This is a genomic window from Arcticibacter svalbardensis MN12-7, assembly GCF_000403135.1.
Taxonomy (GTDB): Bacteria; Bacteroidota; Bacteroidia; order Sphingobacteriales; family Sphingobacteriaceae; genus Arcticibacter; species Arcticibacter svalbardensis.
Genome location: NZ_AQPN01000002.1, coordinates 50,729 through 67,008 on the forward strand (window position 1 = coordinate 50,729; position 16,280 = coordinate 67,008).

The 16,280-nt window shown below is 35.9% G+C and carries 16 protein-coding genes and 1 tRNA gene; 9 read left to right on the forward strand and 8 right to left on the reverse strand.

The features are described 5' to 3' along the window. Positions 1-5: 5 nt before the first annotated feature. Positions 6-419, reverse strand: coding sequence for a DUF6691 family protein (locus tag ADIARSV_RS00560; RefSeq protein WP_016193381.1), 414 nt, complete (start codon positions 417-419; stop codon positions 6-8). Between the two features lie 4 nt (positions 420-423). After that, positions 424-810, reverse strand: coding sequence for a YeeE/YedE family protein (locus ADIARSV_RS00565; protein ID WP_235048338.1), 387 nt, complete (start codon positions 808-810; stop codon positions 424-426). A 306-nt stretch (positions 811-1,116) separates the two neighbouring features. Between ADIARSV_RS00565 and ADIARSV_RS00570 the strand changes: the two genes are divergently transcribed. Beyond that, complete coding sequence (locus ADIARSV_RS00570; RefSeq protein ID WP_016193384.1) at positions 1,117-1,968, forward strand: UDP-2,3-diacylglucosamine diphosphatase; 852 nt, start codon at positions 1,117-1,119, stop codon at positions 1,966-1,968. Positions 1,969-2,545: 577 nt separating this feature from the next. Here the strand turns inward: ADIARSV_RS00570 and ADIARSV_RS00580 are convergent. Beyond that, entirely contained in the window at positions 2,546-3,007 is a 462-nt protein-coding gene (locus ADIARSV_RS00580) for a hypothetical protein (protein ID WP_016193386.1), read from the reverse strand. 538 nt (positions 3,008-3,545) lie between these two features. Between ADIARSV_RS00580 and ADIARSV_RS00585 the strand changes: the two genes are divergently transcribed. Further along, the gene (locus ADIARSV_RS00585) at positions 3,546-4,220 is read left to right on the forward strand and encodes a hypothetical protein (protein WP_016193387.1); all 675 of its coding nucleotides are present in this window, start codon (positions 3,546-3,548) and stop codon (positions 4,218-4,220) included. 80 nt (positions 4,221-4,300) lie between these two features. Then, complete coding sequence (locus tag ADIARSV_RS00590; protein WP_016193388.1) at positions 4,301-4,966, forward strand: hypothetical protein; 666 nt, start codon at positions 4,301-4,303, stop codon at positions 4,964-4,966. A 464-nt stretch (positions 4,967-5,430) separates the two neighbouring features. Here ADIARSV_RS00590 and ADIARSV_RS21385 read toward each other — a convergent pair whose 3' ends face one another. The 4 genes from ADIARSV_RS21385 to ADIARSV_RS00610 form a co-directional block, all read right to left on the reverse strand. Continuing rightward, a complete protein-coding gene (locus ADIARSV_RS21385) occupies positions 5,431-5,604 on the reverse strand; it encodes an IS3 family transposase (RefSeq protein WP_016193389.1) in 174 nt (57 codons plus the stop codon). A gap of 52 nt (positions 5,605-5,656) precedes the next feature. Further along, positions 5,657-5,938, reverse strand: coding sequence for an Arm DNA-binding domain-containing protein (locus ADIARSV_RS00600; RefSeq protein WP_262482213.1), 282 nt, complete (start codon positions 5,936-5,938; stop codon positions 5,657-5,659). 287 nt (positions 5,939-6,225) lie between these two features. After that, positions 6,226-6,312: transfer RNA gene (locus tag ADIARSV_RS00605), tRNA-Ser, on the reverse strand. A 150-nt stretch (positions 6,313-6,462) separates the two neighbouring features. Next, positions 6,463-8,469 (reverse strand): HD family phosphohydrolase, encoded by a 2,007-nt coding sequence (locus ADIARSV_RS00610; RefSeq protein ID WP_016193391.1) that lies wholly within the window; start codon positions 8,467-8,469, stop codon positions 6,463-6,465. A 167-nt stretch (positions 8,470-8,636) separates the two neighbouring features. Here ADIARSV_RS00610 and ADIARSV_RS00615 point away from each other — a divergent pair, with 167 nt between their 5' ends. The 4 genes from ADIARSV_RS00615 to ADIARSV_RS00625 all read left to right on the forward strand — a co-directional run bounded on the left by ADIARSV_RS00615 (position 8,637) and on the right by ADIARSV_RS00625 (position 12,247). Then, entirely contained in the window at positions 8,637-9,536 is a 900-nt protein-coding gene (locus tag ADIARSV_RS00615; protein WP_016193392.1) for a hypothetical protein, read from the forward strand. Between the two features lie 102 nt (positions 9,537-9,638). Beyond that, positions 9,639-9,806 (forward strand): hypothetical protein, encoded by a 168-nt coding sequence (locus tag ADIARSV_RS21725; protein ID WP_016193393.1) that lies wholly within the window; start codon positions 9,639-9,641, stop codon positions 9,804-9,806. An 8-nt stretch (positions 9,807-9,814) separates the two neighbouring features. Next, the gene (locus ADIARSV_RS00620) at positions 9,815-11,503 is read left to right on the forward strand and encodes a peptide MFS transporter (RefSeq protein ID WP_016193394.1); all 1,689 of its coding nucleotides are present in this window, start codon (positions 9,815-9,817) and stop codon (positions 11,501-11,503) included. Between the two features lie 15 nt (positions 11,504-11,518). Next, positions 11,519-12,247, forward strand: a complete 729-nt coding sequence (locus tag ADIARSV_RS00625; RefSeq protein WP_016193395.1) for a polyprenol monophosphomannose synthase — start codon at positions 11,519-11,521, stop codon at positions 12,245-12,247. Between the two features lie 115 nt (positions 12,248-12,362). Here ADIARSV_RS00625 and ADIARSV_RS00630 read toward each other — a convergent pair whose 3' ends face one another. Continuing rightward, positions 12,363-13,280, reverse strand: a complete 918-nt coding sequence (locus tag ADIARSV_RS00630) for a cation diffusion facilitator family transporter (protein WP_235048339.1) — start codon at positions 13,278-13,280, stop codon at positions 12,363-12,365. Between the two features lie 648 nt (positions 13,281-13,928). On the opposite strand from ADIARSV_RS00630, the gene ADIARSV_RS20295 reads away from it, so the two are divergent. Further along, entirely contained in the window at positions 13,929-15,317 is a 1,389-nt protein-coding gene (locus tag ADIARSV_RS20295) for a tyrosine-type recombinase/integrase (protein ID WP_052016915.1), read from the forward strand. Positions 15,318-15,322: 5 nt separating this feature from the next. After that, positions 15,323-16,279, forward strand: coding sequence for a hypothetical protein (locus ADIARSV_RS00640; RefSeq protein ID WP_016193398.1), 957 nt, complete (start codon positions 15,323-15,325; stop codon positions 16,277-16,279). Position 16,280 lies beyond the last annotated feature (1 nt).

Here is a 16,280-nt window from a genome sequence, read left to right on the forward strand (position 1 = left end):
ATTTATTAATGAGGAAGTTTATCTTTTATAACACCATATAGGTAGGTTCCAAGTAATGAGCCAAATATGACGATGAGCATAGACCAATACCCGTAGCCAATATTTACAAACATGGGACCTGGACATGCACCTGTTAATGCCCACCCAAGTCCAAATATAGATCCTCCAATAATATATCTGGGCCAGCTTTTCTGTTTATCCTGAAAAACAATCTGATTACCTTCAGTATCTTTAATCTTGAATTTTTTAATCAGAAATACAGCTACAGTTCCAATAATTACCGCGGTGCCGATAATGCCATACATGTGGAATGATTGAAAACGGAACATTTCCTGGATGCGATACCAGGAAATCGCTTCAGACTTAGACATAATTACACCAAATAGAATACCTGCAATTATAAATTTTAAACCTTTCATGTAATTAGAATATATAGGGTAATAAAAGATGCGTCATTATTAATCCTCCTGCAAAAAAGCCAATAACGGCTAACAAAGAGGGCATTTGCAGGTTAGAAAGTCCACTTATGGCATGTCCGGATGTACAACCACCTGCATAACGTGAACCAAAGCCTACAAGGAGACCTCCTACGAGTAGTATAAGTACGCCTTTAGGCGATGTAGCAAAGTCGACACCAAAGATCGCTGAGGGGTTTATCTGCCCATCAAAATCAACACCTAGTTTTTTAATATCGCTAATGGTGGCAGTTGAAAGATGCATTGGTTCCTCATTTTTCAAAACAGTAGACGAAAGCCATCCTCCCAATATTGAACCAATAAGAAATAACAGATTCCATTTTGGGTTTTCCAATCAAAATCAAAGAATTTAACTTTTTTCCCTGCACCTGCTATTGTGCAAAGTGTCCGTAAATTTGAAGAAAAGCCAAAGGATTTACCGTATAAAAACAGTAAAATCATAATGAAAGCGATGGAAATACCTGATGTATACCATGGCCAGGGTTGTTTAAGTAGTTCAATCATAGTCATATGCTATGCAAAGATAACAGCTTTACCTATTTGTTTTAAAGCTTTAAAATTATGACATTTAAGTGATAAGCTAATATAAATTTAACTTGCAATTCATATTAAAATTTAAATTTTACCATAAAATGAATCTATGCCAAAAAGGGAAATAGACCTGCTTGTGATATCTGATGTACATCTTGGAACTTATGGCTGTCATGCCCGGGAACTTCTTATATATCTGAAAGGCATAAAGCCTAAAAAGATTATTCTTAATGGTGACATTATTGACATCTGGCAATTCAGTAAATCATACTGGCCGGAGTCGCACATGAAAGTGGTGAGAAGATTAATGAAGTTTGTATCAGAGGGAGTACCTGTGTATTATTTAACAGGAAATCATGATGAGATGCTTCGAAAGTTTAGTGATCTTCAAATTGGCAGTTTTAGTTTGATAGATAAACTCGTACTTGATTTAGATGGGACGCATAAAGCCTGGTTTTTTCATGGAGATGTATTCGATATTACGATGCAACACTCCAAATGGCTTGCCAAATTAGGAGCAGTAGGTTACGATACCTTAATCATAATGAATCAAATGGTAAACTGGGGCCTTACTTTAATGCATCAGGAAAAGATGAGCTTTTCTAAGCGGATTAAGGCTAAGTTCAAAGATGCCGTTAAGTTTATCAATGACTTTGAACAGACTGCAGCGGAATTAGCGGGAGAAAAAGGTTATGATTATGTAGTTTGCGGACATATTCATCAACCTGAATTACGGTCGATACCTACCAGCAATGGGGAGGTACTTTACCTAAATTCCGGTGATTGGGTGGAGAACTTAACTGCTTTGGAGTATCATAAGGGGAAATGGAGTATTTATAAATATTTGCCTGCGTTAGATTCGGAGAATAGTGTGGATGAGACTGACGTACTTGATTTGGAAGATCTTCAATCTAAATTAGACATTAAAAGCATGTTTGAAAAGTTTAAGATTGAATACTAATATAAATTGGTTACCAGACAGGATTCATTGCCTTACAAAAAGGAATATTTTTCCATTATTGACGGGGCGCAATGACAAATTTTCACTTGTGATGCCGTTTATTTCGTAGCAATTATAATCGCTTGAGTCTTTTACATTCGCTAATCTCAAGTAACTGTTCGTATGCCCCCATATTTGCCGCCTGCTTCCTTCGGATTCGCAGTCAACTGCGACACCCTTGCTCTTGGCTAACCCTTCCTACTGCAAAATGGGTTTGTGACTTACACCCTATAGCTGATTGCCGTGCCCGGCACACTAAAAGAGGCTATCTCAGTATGATGAGACAGCCTCTTTATCGATGTATGTTTGATTAAGTTCCGTAAGCCAGCTTAATATTTGCTTGAAGCAAGATAAAAGTAGGCTTTTCAGCAGGATTCGCTTTTTTAGTTCTTTCGGCTTTTTATCCAGGAACTGCACCCTGAGCCTGGTGTAACAAATTTTATACTTGCCTGTCACCAACCCGTCTGTTCGTCGCCGGGTCAACATAGCCTTCTTCAAATTTCTCATAGAAACCACATTTATACGCGTATTTATCATTTCATTCCAGATTTAATTTGTCCTCGTTGCCGGATTTTAATTCATAGGTTGTTGGGTCATTGATGAAATAACGGAAAGTGGCATCCAGCAGGTTGCTTACATTCAAGTTGGTTTCTATCTTTCCTTTCAAAAATTTATAGCTGATCTGCGCATCCATTTGTGAATGCGGTCTTTCATATTCAACATAAGCAGGCTCTACCCCAGTAATGAATGTTTTGTACCCGGCATGATTATAGGTAAGGTTCAAACCCAGTTTTTTCCCAGCGTATTGTATTCCGGCATTATATAATAATGGAACCTGTCCATACAGGGCACGGGGGTATTTCAAGTATTTATAGTACATTGTATCGGTGCTGGCGGATGTCGTTTCATACTGTACCTCGCGTGCCGTTACTTCCGATTTTTGAAGGGTAAGGTTACCACTAACATATACATCCTGTAGAAAAGGAAGTCCGTCATACACAAAACCTAAACTTTTTCGAAGCTCAAATTCCCATCCCCTTACTTTTGTCCAGTCAGAGTTTGCGATGGTGATGTAACCCCTGCCCGTATTTTCATTGTCTATCCTTTAATATTCTGCCGGTTTATCAAAGTATTTATAGAAATAGGCTACCGAGAACAGTTGGCCCGCGCCCGGAAACAGCTCTATCTTGGCCATTTATTACCATTATTACTAATTACCTCAATTTCATCTGATGCAAGCGCTGTTTCCAGCAAGATAAAGTAGAAGATTGAGAATTTCGGCGCCTATGACCAACCGATTCCATGGCGAGTTGGCCAGTCAACAAAACACACACACCCAGTTACAAAGTTACAGCTGTCAATAATTTGAGCTGGTCAATTTCACCGAAATACACTGACTCTCAATAGCGGAATGCTATGGTCACCCTTACCGAAATCTCCACACTATTGATTTAACATATTAATAACATAGATATATTATATTTTCAGAAAATTTGGTATAGTGTTTGAACATTCATTAAAACAATAATCTACTATTGATGAAGATAAAATTACTCTTATTAGCTTTAGTTTCTTTGACGTTCGAGGCTTGCGGCCAGGAAAGAGCGGACGAATATTTCAACATGGAATTCCTAGGCCACAAATTCATCAATGTAGCAAGTTCCAATTTTAATGATAAGAAACTTGAATATATGCTATGGAATAATATCCCAAGAGATTGGCATAACACGAGTACTACTCAGTTCCTGATTGCAAAAACTGCAAGTAATGACACCTTGTTAATTACAGTTCATATAGAATTCTCTAACACTCTAGGAGGCGTATCTTCCGCTAAACTTCAAAAAGGTTCCTTTCCCATGGGCAAAAACGCTATAGAAGTTAATAGCAATAGTAAATGTCCTTTTCCGGAAGGCCGAGTGGGCCCGTATATCGAAGTCCGTATATCGCCGGTAAATCAGGAAACGTCGAAAGTTTATACCTCAGGTTTTTATCGTTTTCACCATGATGATGGCAACATTGTTATAGAAGATATGCAAACCCATAGTAATGGAATAGGTCTTATTTCTGGCTATTTTGATGGTACGGTGAGCCAGGAAACTACTAATATAGATACACATTTGGATGGAGATGCTGCTTGTAAAAAAGAGAACTATAAATACGAAACCCATCCTATAAAAGGAAAATTCAGGCTGCATTTGAAACTTTCCAACTAGTTAGCTATCAATACAATCGTAACAAGTTCTATCAGATATAAAATATAAGATCACTAAATAACTGTTATAAAAACAAACTCATGAAACGAACATTACTTTATTTATACATTTCTTTATCCATTTTTTCTTGTAAACAGAAAGTAACAGCAGAAAATACAACATCTCCGGCAATGGGAACTGATGATGCACTTAATATAGCTTCAGTTGATACTAGTAAAGTATTCGATATTAATAAAATCCCTATTTCCGATAAAGATCTGGGCGTATTTCCTTATTTAAGTGCTCCAGAAAAATATGGATATGGCGATTATGCGGGTGGTATCAAAAAATCGCACTTTTCTGATTTTGATAAAGAATATTTTGCTGTAAACGGGAAATTAATCCCGCAGGAAGGAAGGACCTGTAAAGTTGGCATTGATGTACTTAACCCTGAAACTACAGAATTCAACAGTTTGATTGTTGAGAAGAGTTTCGAAAAAGCGATTTTAGCTTTAGGCGGAGTTCAGCTGAACAATATTCCAGTACCTAAGTCAGAAATCGACCGTGTTGGGAATACTGAACTCATCAATAAACATTATGGTTACTCCATCGGGTTAAATTCTTTGGACGATATTAAGACTTACGTAATTAGGACAAAAGATAAAGAGGTATGGATTCAATTTTGTTTATTAAACAAGGAATCTGGAAATATTACTTTTTTAGAAAAGCAGAAGCTCCAAACTTTAACTATTGAAAAATCACATTAGGACAGATGAAAGCTGATATAGATGCTAATAGCAAGGCAATCCTCCGTATCAATTTTATACTAACAAATCTTCGTTGCAACCTGATGGACAAACCTTAGTTAACGAAATAGGTATTTCTAAAATTCTAATCCTGAACTAAGACTATCCATGGAGGGACATAGTAGGGAATAATGATCAAAACAAACAATTATCCATAGATAGGGCAAATACTGTAGTGGAATTGTAACACTTTTCTATCGACTTGAAGAAACTCTCGGCCACAGCATTGTCGCAGCGATTGCCTTTACTGCTCATGCTTTGAGAAACAGGAAAACCTTTCAATTGATTTCTGAATTCTTCATAGAGCTTATTGTATCCCTCTATCCGAATGAAAAATTCGTGTATTCGTAACAGTCCTGTTTTTTATGGCCATCTGCCATGCAGCCCACGCTGGTTTGTCCTGCGTTTATCGTTTCGCTTGTAGCCTATCCAATTACCTTTCTGTCGGCCAGATCAATAACAGTGGTCAGGTAAAGCCAGGCCTCATCCGTTTGGATATAAGTCAGCTCCGATAACCATTTTTGCCCTATCCTGTCCGCAGAAAAATATCTATTGAGGAGATTTTCTGCTACTCCATAAGTATGCGCAGAGTTTTCCAACCATCTTCTTTAAGTCTTTGTTATGCCCTTCAAACAATGAAAGTAACATCCATTACCGTTCGTCAACCCCGGATAGCAATTCTACGCCGGCCAAAGCCGTAACTACTTTCCCTCTGTCGATCAAATGTTTCCGGGCATCGTATGCTTTATTTTGTAGTATGTCAAGATACTCATTAAGTGCTTTAGCATCTTCTTTATTGCCACTGGCACGGTTTGCTTTTGAATTCCACCTTGATGGAAGCCACGAGCGTTTAACAGAAAGATCTTTGGGAACACCGTCTACGGTAATTTTTAGATAGATATACATTGGTCCACCATCGTAATTTCGCTGCAGTTTAAAAAAACATTAAGCCTAAACTTTTCTCTAACATAACGAAAGATTTTTTAAGTGAATAAATATAGAAATGCAGTGGTAAAAAGTTAAGATGTTCAGTACTCGAACATGTTTAAAATCAGATAATTACACCATCTGCGTGGCGTCTTTATTTTGCACTAAAAAGACGCCATGAATGTCGCTCATTTTATTTGCGAATTCGTGTATATTTGACTATCTCAGGGCAACAAAAAAGCCTGTAAATATTTAATTTACAGGCTTTTGGTATTATTTGATTAATCAATCAGCGGTGAGGGAGGGATTCGAACCCTCGGTACCGTTGCCAGTACGACAGTTTAGCAAACTGTTCCTTTCGGCCACTCAGGCACCTCACCCCTCTTTTCAGGACTGCAAATATAGTAATTCAACCTACTCTTCAAAAATAATTTAGCATTTAAACCTTCTTTAAAGGCCTTTTTTTATTACTAACTTAAAAGTATACTGAAAACTAGACTGTTAGTATCATGCTAAATGAAATTAAATATTTAAACTTGATAATCAATCCGCACATGATAGATGCTCATCAGCATATTCTTAAAAATTGACCTAATAGTTGCGATGTCTTTAAGCGTGATATTGCAATTATTTAGCTGCCCTTGTTCCAATTTATAGTCAATAATGCGATCAACTAATGCACTGATCGTATCTTTATTGGGTTCTTTTAAGCTCCTTGATGCCGCTTCGGTTGAATCTGCAAGCATTAAGACACCTGTTTCTTTTGAGAAGGGTATAGGGCCTGGATAACGGAATATATTCTCATCCACAAATTGCTCAGGAAAGTTTTTCAAGAAAGACTGGTAGAAATAATCCATACGCGTGTTACCATGATGCGTTTTGATGAAGTCGATCACTATTTCAGGTAAATGATTCTTACGAGCTAATTCAACTCCTTTATTTACGTGCCTGATAATAATTTGGGCACTTGCTTCGTAAGACAATTTATCATGGGGATTAACTGCACCATTCTGATTTTCTATAAAATACTGCGGATTCTCCATTTTGCCTATATCATGATATAGGGCTCCTGCCCGAACAAGGAGTGCATTTCCGCCTACATTAAAAATTGCCGCTTCTGCTAAATTAGCTACCTGAAGGGAATGCTGAAATGTACCAGGCGCTTTAAAAGACAGTTCACGAAGTAAGCGGGAATTGGTATTGGTAATCTCCATCAGCGTAACTTCAGATGTAAGTCCAAACACCTTTTCAAATGCATATATCAGTGGATAAGCCAACAGCGAAAGTAAAACACTAAACACAAAAGGTAAAAAGCTAACCAATTCGATGTTTGTTAATGTGCCATTATTTCTGATCAGTGAAATGCCTAAGTAGGCAACTATATAATTACACAGAATCAAAAGAGCAGAAATAAGTAGCTGCTCCCGCTTAATCAAATTCTTAATACTGTATATGGCTACCATTCCAGCAGTGACTTGTAGAAAGGCAAATTCAAAGCTATTGGGCACAAAAAAACCAGCAACTAAGACGACCAGTAGATGAATATTAAGGGCAAGACGTGTGTCAAAAAGTATGCGTATTATAATTGGAACAATACAATAGGGTATGTAATAAAGATTCTGAATCTTCAGGTTGATTGCCCATGAAAGACATACTAACATCATGGTGATAACAACTAAAATAAGGGACATCTTCCGGTTGTCATCATAGATATCCTTTCGAAACAGCCTAAGAAAAATCATAAGCAGCGCAACTATCAATCCACCTAACAAAAGCTGCCCTATAAAAATAGCTCTTCTATTACCACTAAAATGACGCTCTTCTTCAAATGTATTTTTTAAAGATTCCAGTTTTTGATAGATTTCCTGACTAATTACAGAACCATTTGCAATAATAAGTTCACCTTGCTGAACCATACCTCTTGTTGGAGAAAGGTTTTTAAGTGCTTCCGACTCCACTTTCTCGCTAAGATGCTCGTCGTAAATATAGGTTTGCTGGATATGATCTTTAATTAATTTACTCAACCAAATCTTATTTTTAATGGCATTTGCTTCATGAACCTGACTATCAATATAATCCTCAGCGGTTTCGAGAGTAAACACACCAATCGTATTCAATTCATTTGCGTCATTATCAGTGAGTAAAGTAAAATTATAATTCTGACTTGCGCGCTGAAATTTCTTTATATGGGTCATGATACCCTTCTGATATACCGCAGCTAAGATTCGAACACCTACATCCTGATAGGTATTTTTGAGTTTTTCCTCTTCTTGTGAGTTATCCCATTTAACATCAAAGTCGCCTATAAATGCTTGAAATTCGTTCTTAAAGATATCAGGGCGATTATGATAAACAGGGAGTACAGATTTATAAACCTCCTCTTTGTCCTGCTCTATTTCATCAAAGGTTTTTTCGACTGCAAAGCTATAAGGAGACACTAAGTCCTTGTTCATCCACACTTTACCCTTTTCGTATTCGTATTTAAACCGAGCGTGTTTAGGCAAAACCAGTGTAACAACCAATACACAAAGCACCATCATGATATATTTCAGATTGGAGCCGTATTTTCTATATAATAAGAGATGGTATTTTTTTTTAATTTCGCCACTAGGTTCTTTTATCTGTTCAAAAATAAGCAAGTTTTATTAATTCTGGGTGTATATGAATGGATTGGCTCTAGAGAGATATGATTAAAAAAGTTTTTTTGTTATTATATATAATTGGTTCAAGTCATGTAGGTATGGCCCAGAGGACGAATATTGAACCACAAGATGTAAAGATCAGTGAATACCAGGATACAATTAAAGCACTTGCATTTACCGTTATAAACGATCCGGATGAGGCAGAACGTTATAATGCTAACTTTAAAATGGTGAGAACTATTGTCAAAGCCTTAAAAATACCAAATTCATTTCAATTTGATTTTGACTCGCTAAAGTCAATAACGATACAAAGATCACCGGATAATAATTTCCGACTGTTTACCTGGCATGTATTAAACAATAATGGCACTTATCGTTATTATGGCGCTATACAAATAAACACTACTAATTCGCTTAAGCTATTGCCTCTTTTAGACTTTACCTCGGGGATAAAATCACCTCAGGATACAGTTTTAAACAATGAAAAATGGTTTGGCGCACAATATTATAAAATCATTCCTGTTATTAAAGATGGAAAAACGCCTTATTACATTCTGTTAGGATGGAAAGGCAACACAGCAAAATCAACACAAAAAGTTATTGAAGTACTTTATTTTAGAGATGGAAAAGCATTTTTTGGAATGCCTCTTTTCGATGGAAATAAAACATATCAAGACAAGAATCGGATAATTTTCGAATACAACAGATCTGCTTCGATGCTACTTAATTATGAATTGAAGGAAAACAGAATTGTATTTGACCACCTGGCTCCACCGGATATTGAAATGAAAGGTGACTTTGCTTTATATGGCCCTGACTTATCCTACGATGGATTTAAGCTAATTAAAGGTAGATTGAGCTTTTTGAATGATATTCGATTAACAAATCCAGACTCTGAAATAGATAAATTATACATTGACCCTAAAAATCCACAAAAGGAAATCATAAATAAAGTCAGATAAACACAGTTTTGTAATTATTTAAAAAAAATACTGATATTTGAGGCCTTTCCCCCTATTCAATGACAACAAAACATCTCATTTGTTCAATCTTCTTATAACTTCATGAAGAGATTACATATTTTATTATTCCCTTTTAGGCTATTTGAAGTTTTAAAACAGGCAAACAAGCCTTTTGAACAAGCCTATATCCTACCAAAAGCCTTTTATGATGGATCAACACTTGAAGATATGTTGAGCAGGCAAGCAGATTTAACACACATGAACTTATAATCATACGAATGGATACCATCAATATCGCAGAAAATCCAAATCTGCCAGCAAAGGGACACCCAAAAGGTCTCTATTTACTTTTTACTACCGAAATGTGGGAGCGCTTCAACTTTTATGGGATGCGGGCCCTATTAACTCTTTTTTTAGTAAATTCTCTTGCATTTCGCGAATCTGAAGCTTCCGTTATTTATGGTGGCTTTTTAGGTTTATGTTACCTGACACCAATGTTGGGAGGATTCGTATCTGACCGTTTCCTGGGAAATCGTAATTGTATTCTCCTTGGGGGTGTCGTCATGGGTATTGGGCAGCTATTCCTGTTTTTTAGTGCAAGCACATTTGAGACTAATTTTGACATGTCCAAAACAGCTATGTATATCGCACTGGGAACTATCATTTTAGGTAATGGCTTTTTTAAGCCTAACATATCTTCCATGGTAGGTCAGTTATATCCGAAAGGAGATTCACGTCTGGACTCTGCTTTTACTATATTTTACATGGGTATAAATATGGGTGCATTTCTAGGAATGTACATTTGCCCATTATTAGGAGATGTAGTTTTGGATGATGGTACACGTATCGTAACTGCATTTAAATGGGGATTTTTTGCAGCATCAATGGCCATGTTCTTTGGATCAGCCCTGTTCTATTTCTTAAAAGAAAAATACGTTGTAGGACCCACAGGTAATGCAATTGGAGCTAAACCTTCTTTAAATATCACCAAAGGGTCAGAAGAAGTTTTAAAAGCTCAATTTTCTAATACAGCAATTTACTGTTCAATAGCTGCCTTTTTCATCTTAGTATTTTTCTTTCGCTTTGCAGTAGATCAAAACTGGATCTATTCATTTATCTACGGAAGTGGAATTACCCTTGCGGGATTTATAATATCTGATAACTCTCTTTCAAAAATGGAAAGAGATCGAATTATGGCCTTATATATACTTGCTTTTTTCGTTATGTTTTTCTGGGCATGCTTTGAACAAGCAGGATCATCACTAACTTTTATAGCTGATTATCAAACAGACAGACGTCTATTCGGATGGAATATGCCCCCTTCATTTGTACAAAATGCAAACTCTATCTTTATTATTGTATTTGCTTTGCCTTTCAGCTGGTTATGGTTGTATCTTCAAAAAAGAAATCTGGAGCCAATCTCTCCTGTAAAGCAGTCTTTTGGCCTTTTGCTGTTAGCGGTAGGATTTTTAATCATGGCATTTCAGGTTAAGGGTCTGGGAACAACAGAAAAAATCGGTGTATCCTGGTTAATATTGATGTACTTATTCCACACATTGGGAGAACTTTGTTTGTCTCCAATAGGATTATCATTAGTATCTAAACTAGCACCTCTACGTTTTTCATCCCTTTTAATGGGAGTCTGGTTTATTGCTAATGCAGCCGGTTATGCCTTAGCAGGTACACTGGGAGCAGCACTTCCACCTACAGGAGATAAATATACCCTGGCTCAAGGTATAGGGGTTAATCTTCAGGCGGTGCTTGATAAAACAATTATCCCAACAGCGGCTCAATTATCCAAACTAAATGAACTTCGTATTCCAATAGAATATCCTATGTTTGCAGGGTTTGTTATTCATAATTTATTCGAATTCTTTATGCTTTTTGTTATTTTACCAGGTGTGGCAGCAGTACTTCTGTTTCTGTTATCCGGGGTATTGAAAAAGCTGATGCATGAAGTTCGTTAATTAAATACTATATCTGTGTTAGCTGATAGCTTAGTTATAATTCCAACATACAATGAGAAGGAAAATATCGAGAAGATTATTCGTGCGGTATTTTCCTTATCCATTCCATTTAATATCCTGATCGTAGATGACAGTTCGCCTGATGGTACAGGTGATATTGTAAAACATCTTCAAGGTGAATATTCCGGAAAGCTTTATATTGAAGAGCGAAATGGAAAACAAGGATTGGGTTCTGCTTATATACACGGCTTTAAGTGGGCTTTAAACCATCAGTTTGAGTATATATTTGAGATGGATGCCGATTTTTCACACAACCCTCTTGATTTGATTCGTTTGCGCACCGCTTGTTTACAGGGAGCTGATGTAGCGATTGGATCACGTTATGTAACTGGCGTGAACGTAGTAAACTGGCCAATGAGCAGAGTGCTTATGTCTTACTTTGCATCGGTTTATGTTCGTTTTATTACAGGTATAAACATCCATGACGCCACAGCGGGTTTTAAATGCTACCGCCGAAAAGTATTGGAAAGGATTAACATGAACAAAATTAAATTTGTAGGTTATGCATTTCAAATTGAAATGAAATTTACAGCTATTAATCATGGCTTTAAGGTCGTTGAAGTACCCATTATTTTTACAGATCGTACGGAGGGTACATCAAAAATGAGCACAAGAATATTCAGAGAAGCCTTTCTAGGCGTAATTCAAATGAAGATGATCAGTTGGTTTAGAAAATACAATTAATAACTGTTACACTCTCATTCAGGAGACAGCTTATTATATCATTTGCATTAAGTTAAAAAAATTATTAAGGTAAAAATGAATCTTAAACATTACGAAAGGTTAAGATTCGTTACTTTTATCTAACGATATTGTGGCTATTGTGTTTAATCACATAAGGTTCGACGTGTATAATTGCCCCTTTAATATGGGTATTACTCTTCATCAGTTTATCTTTAACCATGTGGGCAATTGTATGGCCATCCGAGACAGTTAAGTCCGCATTCACAAGAATATGAAGATCTATAAAATAATCAAACCCCATCTTACGCACATAACACTTCTCTATTGCTGATACATCTTTCACATTTTGGGCAATATTCCTAACCTGATTAACAATTTCATTTGAAGGTGCACTGTCCATGATTTCATCAAACGCCGGTTTAAGAATATTATAAGCATTATATACAATTAGAAAAGAGGCTATTAATGCCGCCCAATCATCAGCCACTTCAAATCCTTTACCACCAAATATTGCAATCACAATTCCAATAAAAGCGGCGACTGAAGTAATTGCATCACTCCTATGATGGAATGCATCTGCTTTTACGGCTTGACTATTAAGCTCCTTACCTACCTTCAATACATATTTATACAATGCTTCTTTAATCCCAATAACTAATATAAGAATCCATAGTGTAAATACTCTCGGACCTTCATGGGGTGTATTTATAAAATGAATAGCATTAAATCCAATCCATACGGCTGCAACGACCAGAAACAAAGATATGAGTATAGCAGCCAAAGGTTCAGCCTTCCCATGACCATAAGGATGTCTTTCGTCAGCAGGCTTGAGTGAGTATCTTAATCCAACCCATAATAGCAATGAACTCACTATATCAGCTCCAGTTTCAGTGGCATCAGCAATCAGTGCATAGGAATGTCCAAAGTGACCACCCGCTGCTTTAACGAAAACTAAAATAATACTGACCACTATTCCTAGTTGTGTGGTTCGTATTGCTTTTATAGAGGGATCTAATTTAATATCCTTCATCATGGCATATGTTTATTCACAAAAGTAAACGTTAATTGAGGATAACTCGTATTTGAATATAATTTCACGGTCAATAACTCTACTTATATTCGTTTGACAGATCTTAACTTTCTTTGATCGCTCCCGGTGTTTCTAAAATAATCAAGTATTTACCACCTTCATTTTACGTAATATCACATAAACGAAATCATTGAAAACATGTTGTTACTTATATTATCATTTACCTATGAAAAATATGCTCTGAGAGGGATAAAGTATTCACTATCCTTTATTATCCGGAATACTTAATTGTGTTCCGGATTTTTTTTAGATCACAATTTTCAAGTTTTAATATGATTGAATGTTGTAAGAAATATTTATGTAAGAACTATGTTGAAACATAGCAGCGTTTGGGGGAACGAAAAACGGCCTCTAGGTTTAATAGAGGCCGTTTTAAATGTTTAAAATTTCTTTTATTGAAGAATTGTACACCCAACTGGTGTAGGTTTTAGCAATTGTTAACATAATTTATGATCTGATATACTAACCAAAACCGCCTTTAAAGCTACTTAAAGCCTATATTTGAGTGATTAAATTAAAATGAGATATATTAGGGATTAACAAAAAGTGTATGTAAATTTGAATGTAATCAGATTGATATTACATACAGTTATGGCGAAACCTAAATTTTACTTAGAACCTAGACCAAGCGCAAACGGAGAACAAGCGATTAATATGTTTTATTCCTTTGCTGGTAAAAGATTACAGTACTATACTGGGATCAGAGTAGAGATTAAGCACTTTAGACCTGAATGTAACTCAAGCAACACAATACAGCCACTTAAAAGCATTGCACCCTATGCAGCGCAAAACAATAAAAAGCTAAATGATATTGCAAATGATGCAGTAACCATTGTAAAAGCCACTACAGGCGATAACTTGAACATTAAATACATTCGTGAACAATTAGACCTTATTCATAAACCTAAGACCTCAGAGCCTGAGCAAGAGCCTGAGCCTGTATTTAAACATACGTTTGTTACCTACTATGAACAAGCTATACAAGACCGCAAAACAGGCAAAAAGAAAATAGCCAACGGTAAAAATAAAGGCAGCAGATTTACGCCTAATGCAATAAAAAATTATTGTACCACTTTATCAGCCGTCAATAGGTACTTAGAATATCAAGGATTAAAAGAATTACCCTTTGAAAATGTTAATGAAGATTTTTATAATGACTTTATGACCTTTATATATGATGTAGAGAAAAAGGAAGTTTCCACGTTCTCAGGATATATCAAGGATATTAAATCTATAATGAATGAAGCAACACCAGGACTGTTTAACGGAAAGCCGTTTGTTAAACCTAACTATGAAGCAGATACTATTTACTTGAATGATGAGCAAATAGATAAGATTGCAAGCCTTGACCTTTCTGATTATACAAAATATGTAACCCATCAAGTAGTTGCAAGCGATAAAGAGGGTAAGAACCTATTGAACGCTAAAGGAGAAAACATTTATAAAGCCGAAAATGTAACCTACAAAGTATTGGATAAAGTACGTGATCTTGCACTAGTAGGGTTTTACTCAGGATTACGCTTTAGTGATTTTTCAAACTTAGATTTGCATAGCATTGACGGAAAGTTTATAAAGGTTAAGCAAATAAAAACAGGTGCTAGGGTTACAATCCCTATAATGGAAAAGCTAAAGCCAGTATTAGCAAAGTACCCTACAGAATTACCAACGGTTACAAATCAGCGTTTTAACATTTATATTAAGCTAGTCGCAAAGCTTGCAGGGTTAACCGCTAAAAAATCTATTGCCACAAACAAAGGTGGTTTAACAGATATACAAGATTACCCCCTTTACACCCTCGTTAGTTCACATTGCTGCAGAAGATCATATGCTACTAATATGTTTAACAAAGGTGTACCGCCTATGCTTATAATGGCAGCTACAGGACATAAAACAGAAGCTAACTTTTATAAGTATATCAGAACCACAGACGAACAAAAAGCCAACCTTTTATTAGAAACCTTCATTAAATTAGGACTTTAGAAACTATGAGTACAGAAACACAGGTATATGATTACAATTTCCTTTTAGAAGTTACAGACAACCTCCTTAACACCCCTTATATTGAATCGCATGACATTGACTGGGATAAATTAGGAAATTGCTCATACGACAGCATTGTTGAAAGACTTTGTGACTTAGACGATAAAAGTCTTAGGTTTTATTTTTTGTTGCACCTGTTTGAAAGAATATTCAATTATGATAATTCCTTTCTTTTATCACAACTTAGGAATCTGAATAGTGATATAGAGGGGAAAAGGGAAAAGTATTTATCTGAGCAATTAAAAGACGTGGAAGAAAGAAATCATTTTCATGGTGAAGATTATTGGTCAGAGTATTTAACAAACGATAAGGTATTTGAATATGTGCTTAATTGTCAGGTTTTACTTCATGGATTAATTGCAAGACTATCAGAAGTATCCTCTAGATTTGAAGTTGATTTTAATCTATTGATTAGCAAAGCTTTAATGTTTTTTTCTATTCCTGATATGAAAGGTAGGTTAACTTTTGAATGGAAGAAACCTGATGGAACTTATAATACCGATGATGACGATTATTCACCAGCTACGGAAATACAAAAGTATCGGGAAATTTTGTACGGAGATAATTCATCTTTACCAGTAAAGCCAGCACCGATAGTTAAAGAAGTTTTTAAAACCTTTGTAGATACTGCCATAAGCGAAGAGCAGTTAAATGAAATGTACACTATTTTGATAGATAGATTAGCAATTAATAGCGACCATACACAAAAGGGTACAGCTACGCACCTATACAGCTTAATTAAGAAATTAAAAAAGCTGGGATACTTCAAAAAGATTACAAATAAAGCATTGCACCCTTTGATTAATGAAGCGTTTAAAATGAAAGACATATTTCAAACATATAATCAAGCACCTGTTTATCCTAAGGATTTGATTGTGATCAAGCCATTACCTAAGAAATAGA

Bases quoted from the DNA above. Each gene is read 5' to 3' on its own strand.
- ADIARSV_RS20295 (WP_052016915.1), top strand. From the start codon at position 13,929: ATGGCGAAACCTAAATTTTACTTAGAACCTAGACCAAGCGCAAACGGA.
- ADIARSV_RS21725 (WP_016193393.1), top strand. From the start codon at position 9,639: ATGAAGAGATTACATATTTTATTATTCCCTTTTAGGCTATTTGAAGTT.
- ADIARSV_RS00630 (WP_235048339.1), bottom strand. From the start codon at position 13,280: ATGATGAAGGATATTAAATTAGATCCCTCTATAAAAGCAATACGAACC.
- ADIARSV_RS00585 (WP_016193387.1), top strand. From the start codon at position 3,546: ATGAAGATAAAATTACTCTTATTAGCTTTAGTTTCTTTGACGTTCGAG.
- ADIARSV_RS00640 (WP_016193398.1), top strand. From the start codon at position 15,323: ATGAGTACAGAAACACAGGTATATGATTACAATTTCCTTTTAGAAGTT.
- ADIARSV_RS00620 (WP_016193394.1), top strand. From the start codon at position 9,815: ATGGATACCATCAATATCGCAGAAAATCCAAATCTGCCAGCAAAGGGA.
- ADIARSV_RS00590 (WP_016193388.1), top strand. From the start codon at position 4,301: ATGAAACGAACATTACTTTATTTATACATTTCTTTATCCATTTTTTCT.
- ADIARSV_RS00560 (WP_016193381.1), bottom strand. From the start codon at position 419: ATGAAAGGTTTAAAATTTATAATTGCAGGTATTCTATTTGGTGTAATT.
- ADIARSV_RS00570 (WP_016193384.1), top strand. From the start codon at position 1,117: ATGCCAAAAAGGGAAATAGACCTGCTTGTGATATCTGATGTACATCTT.
- ADIARSV_RS00610 (WP_016193391.1), bottom strand. From the start codon at position 8,469: ATGGTGCTTTGTGTATTGGTTGTTACACTGGTTTTGCCTAAACACGCT.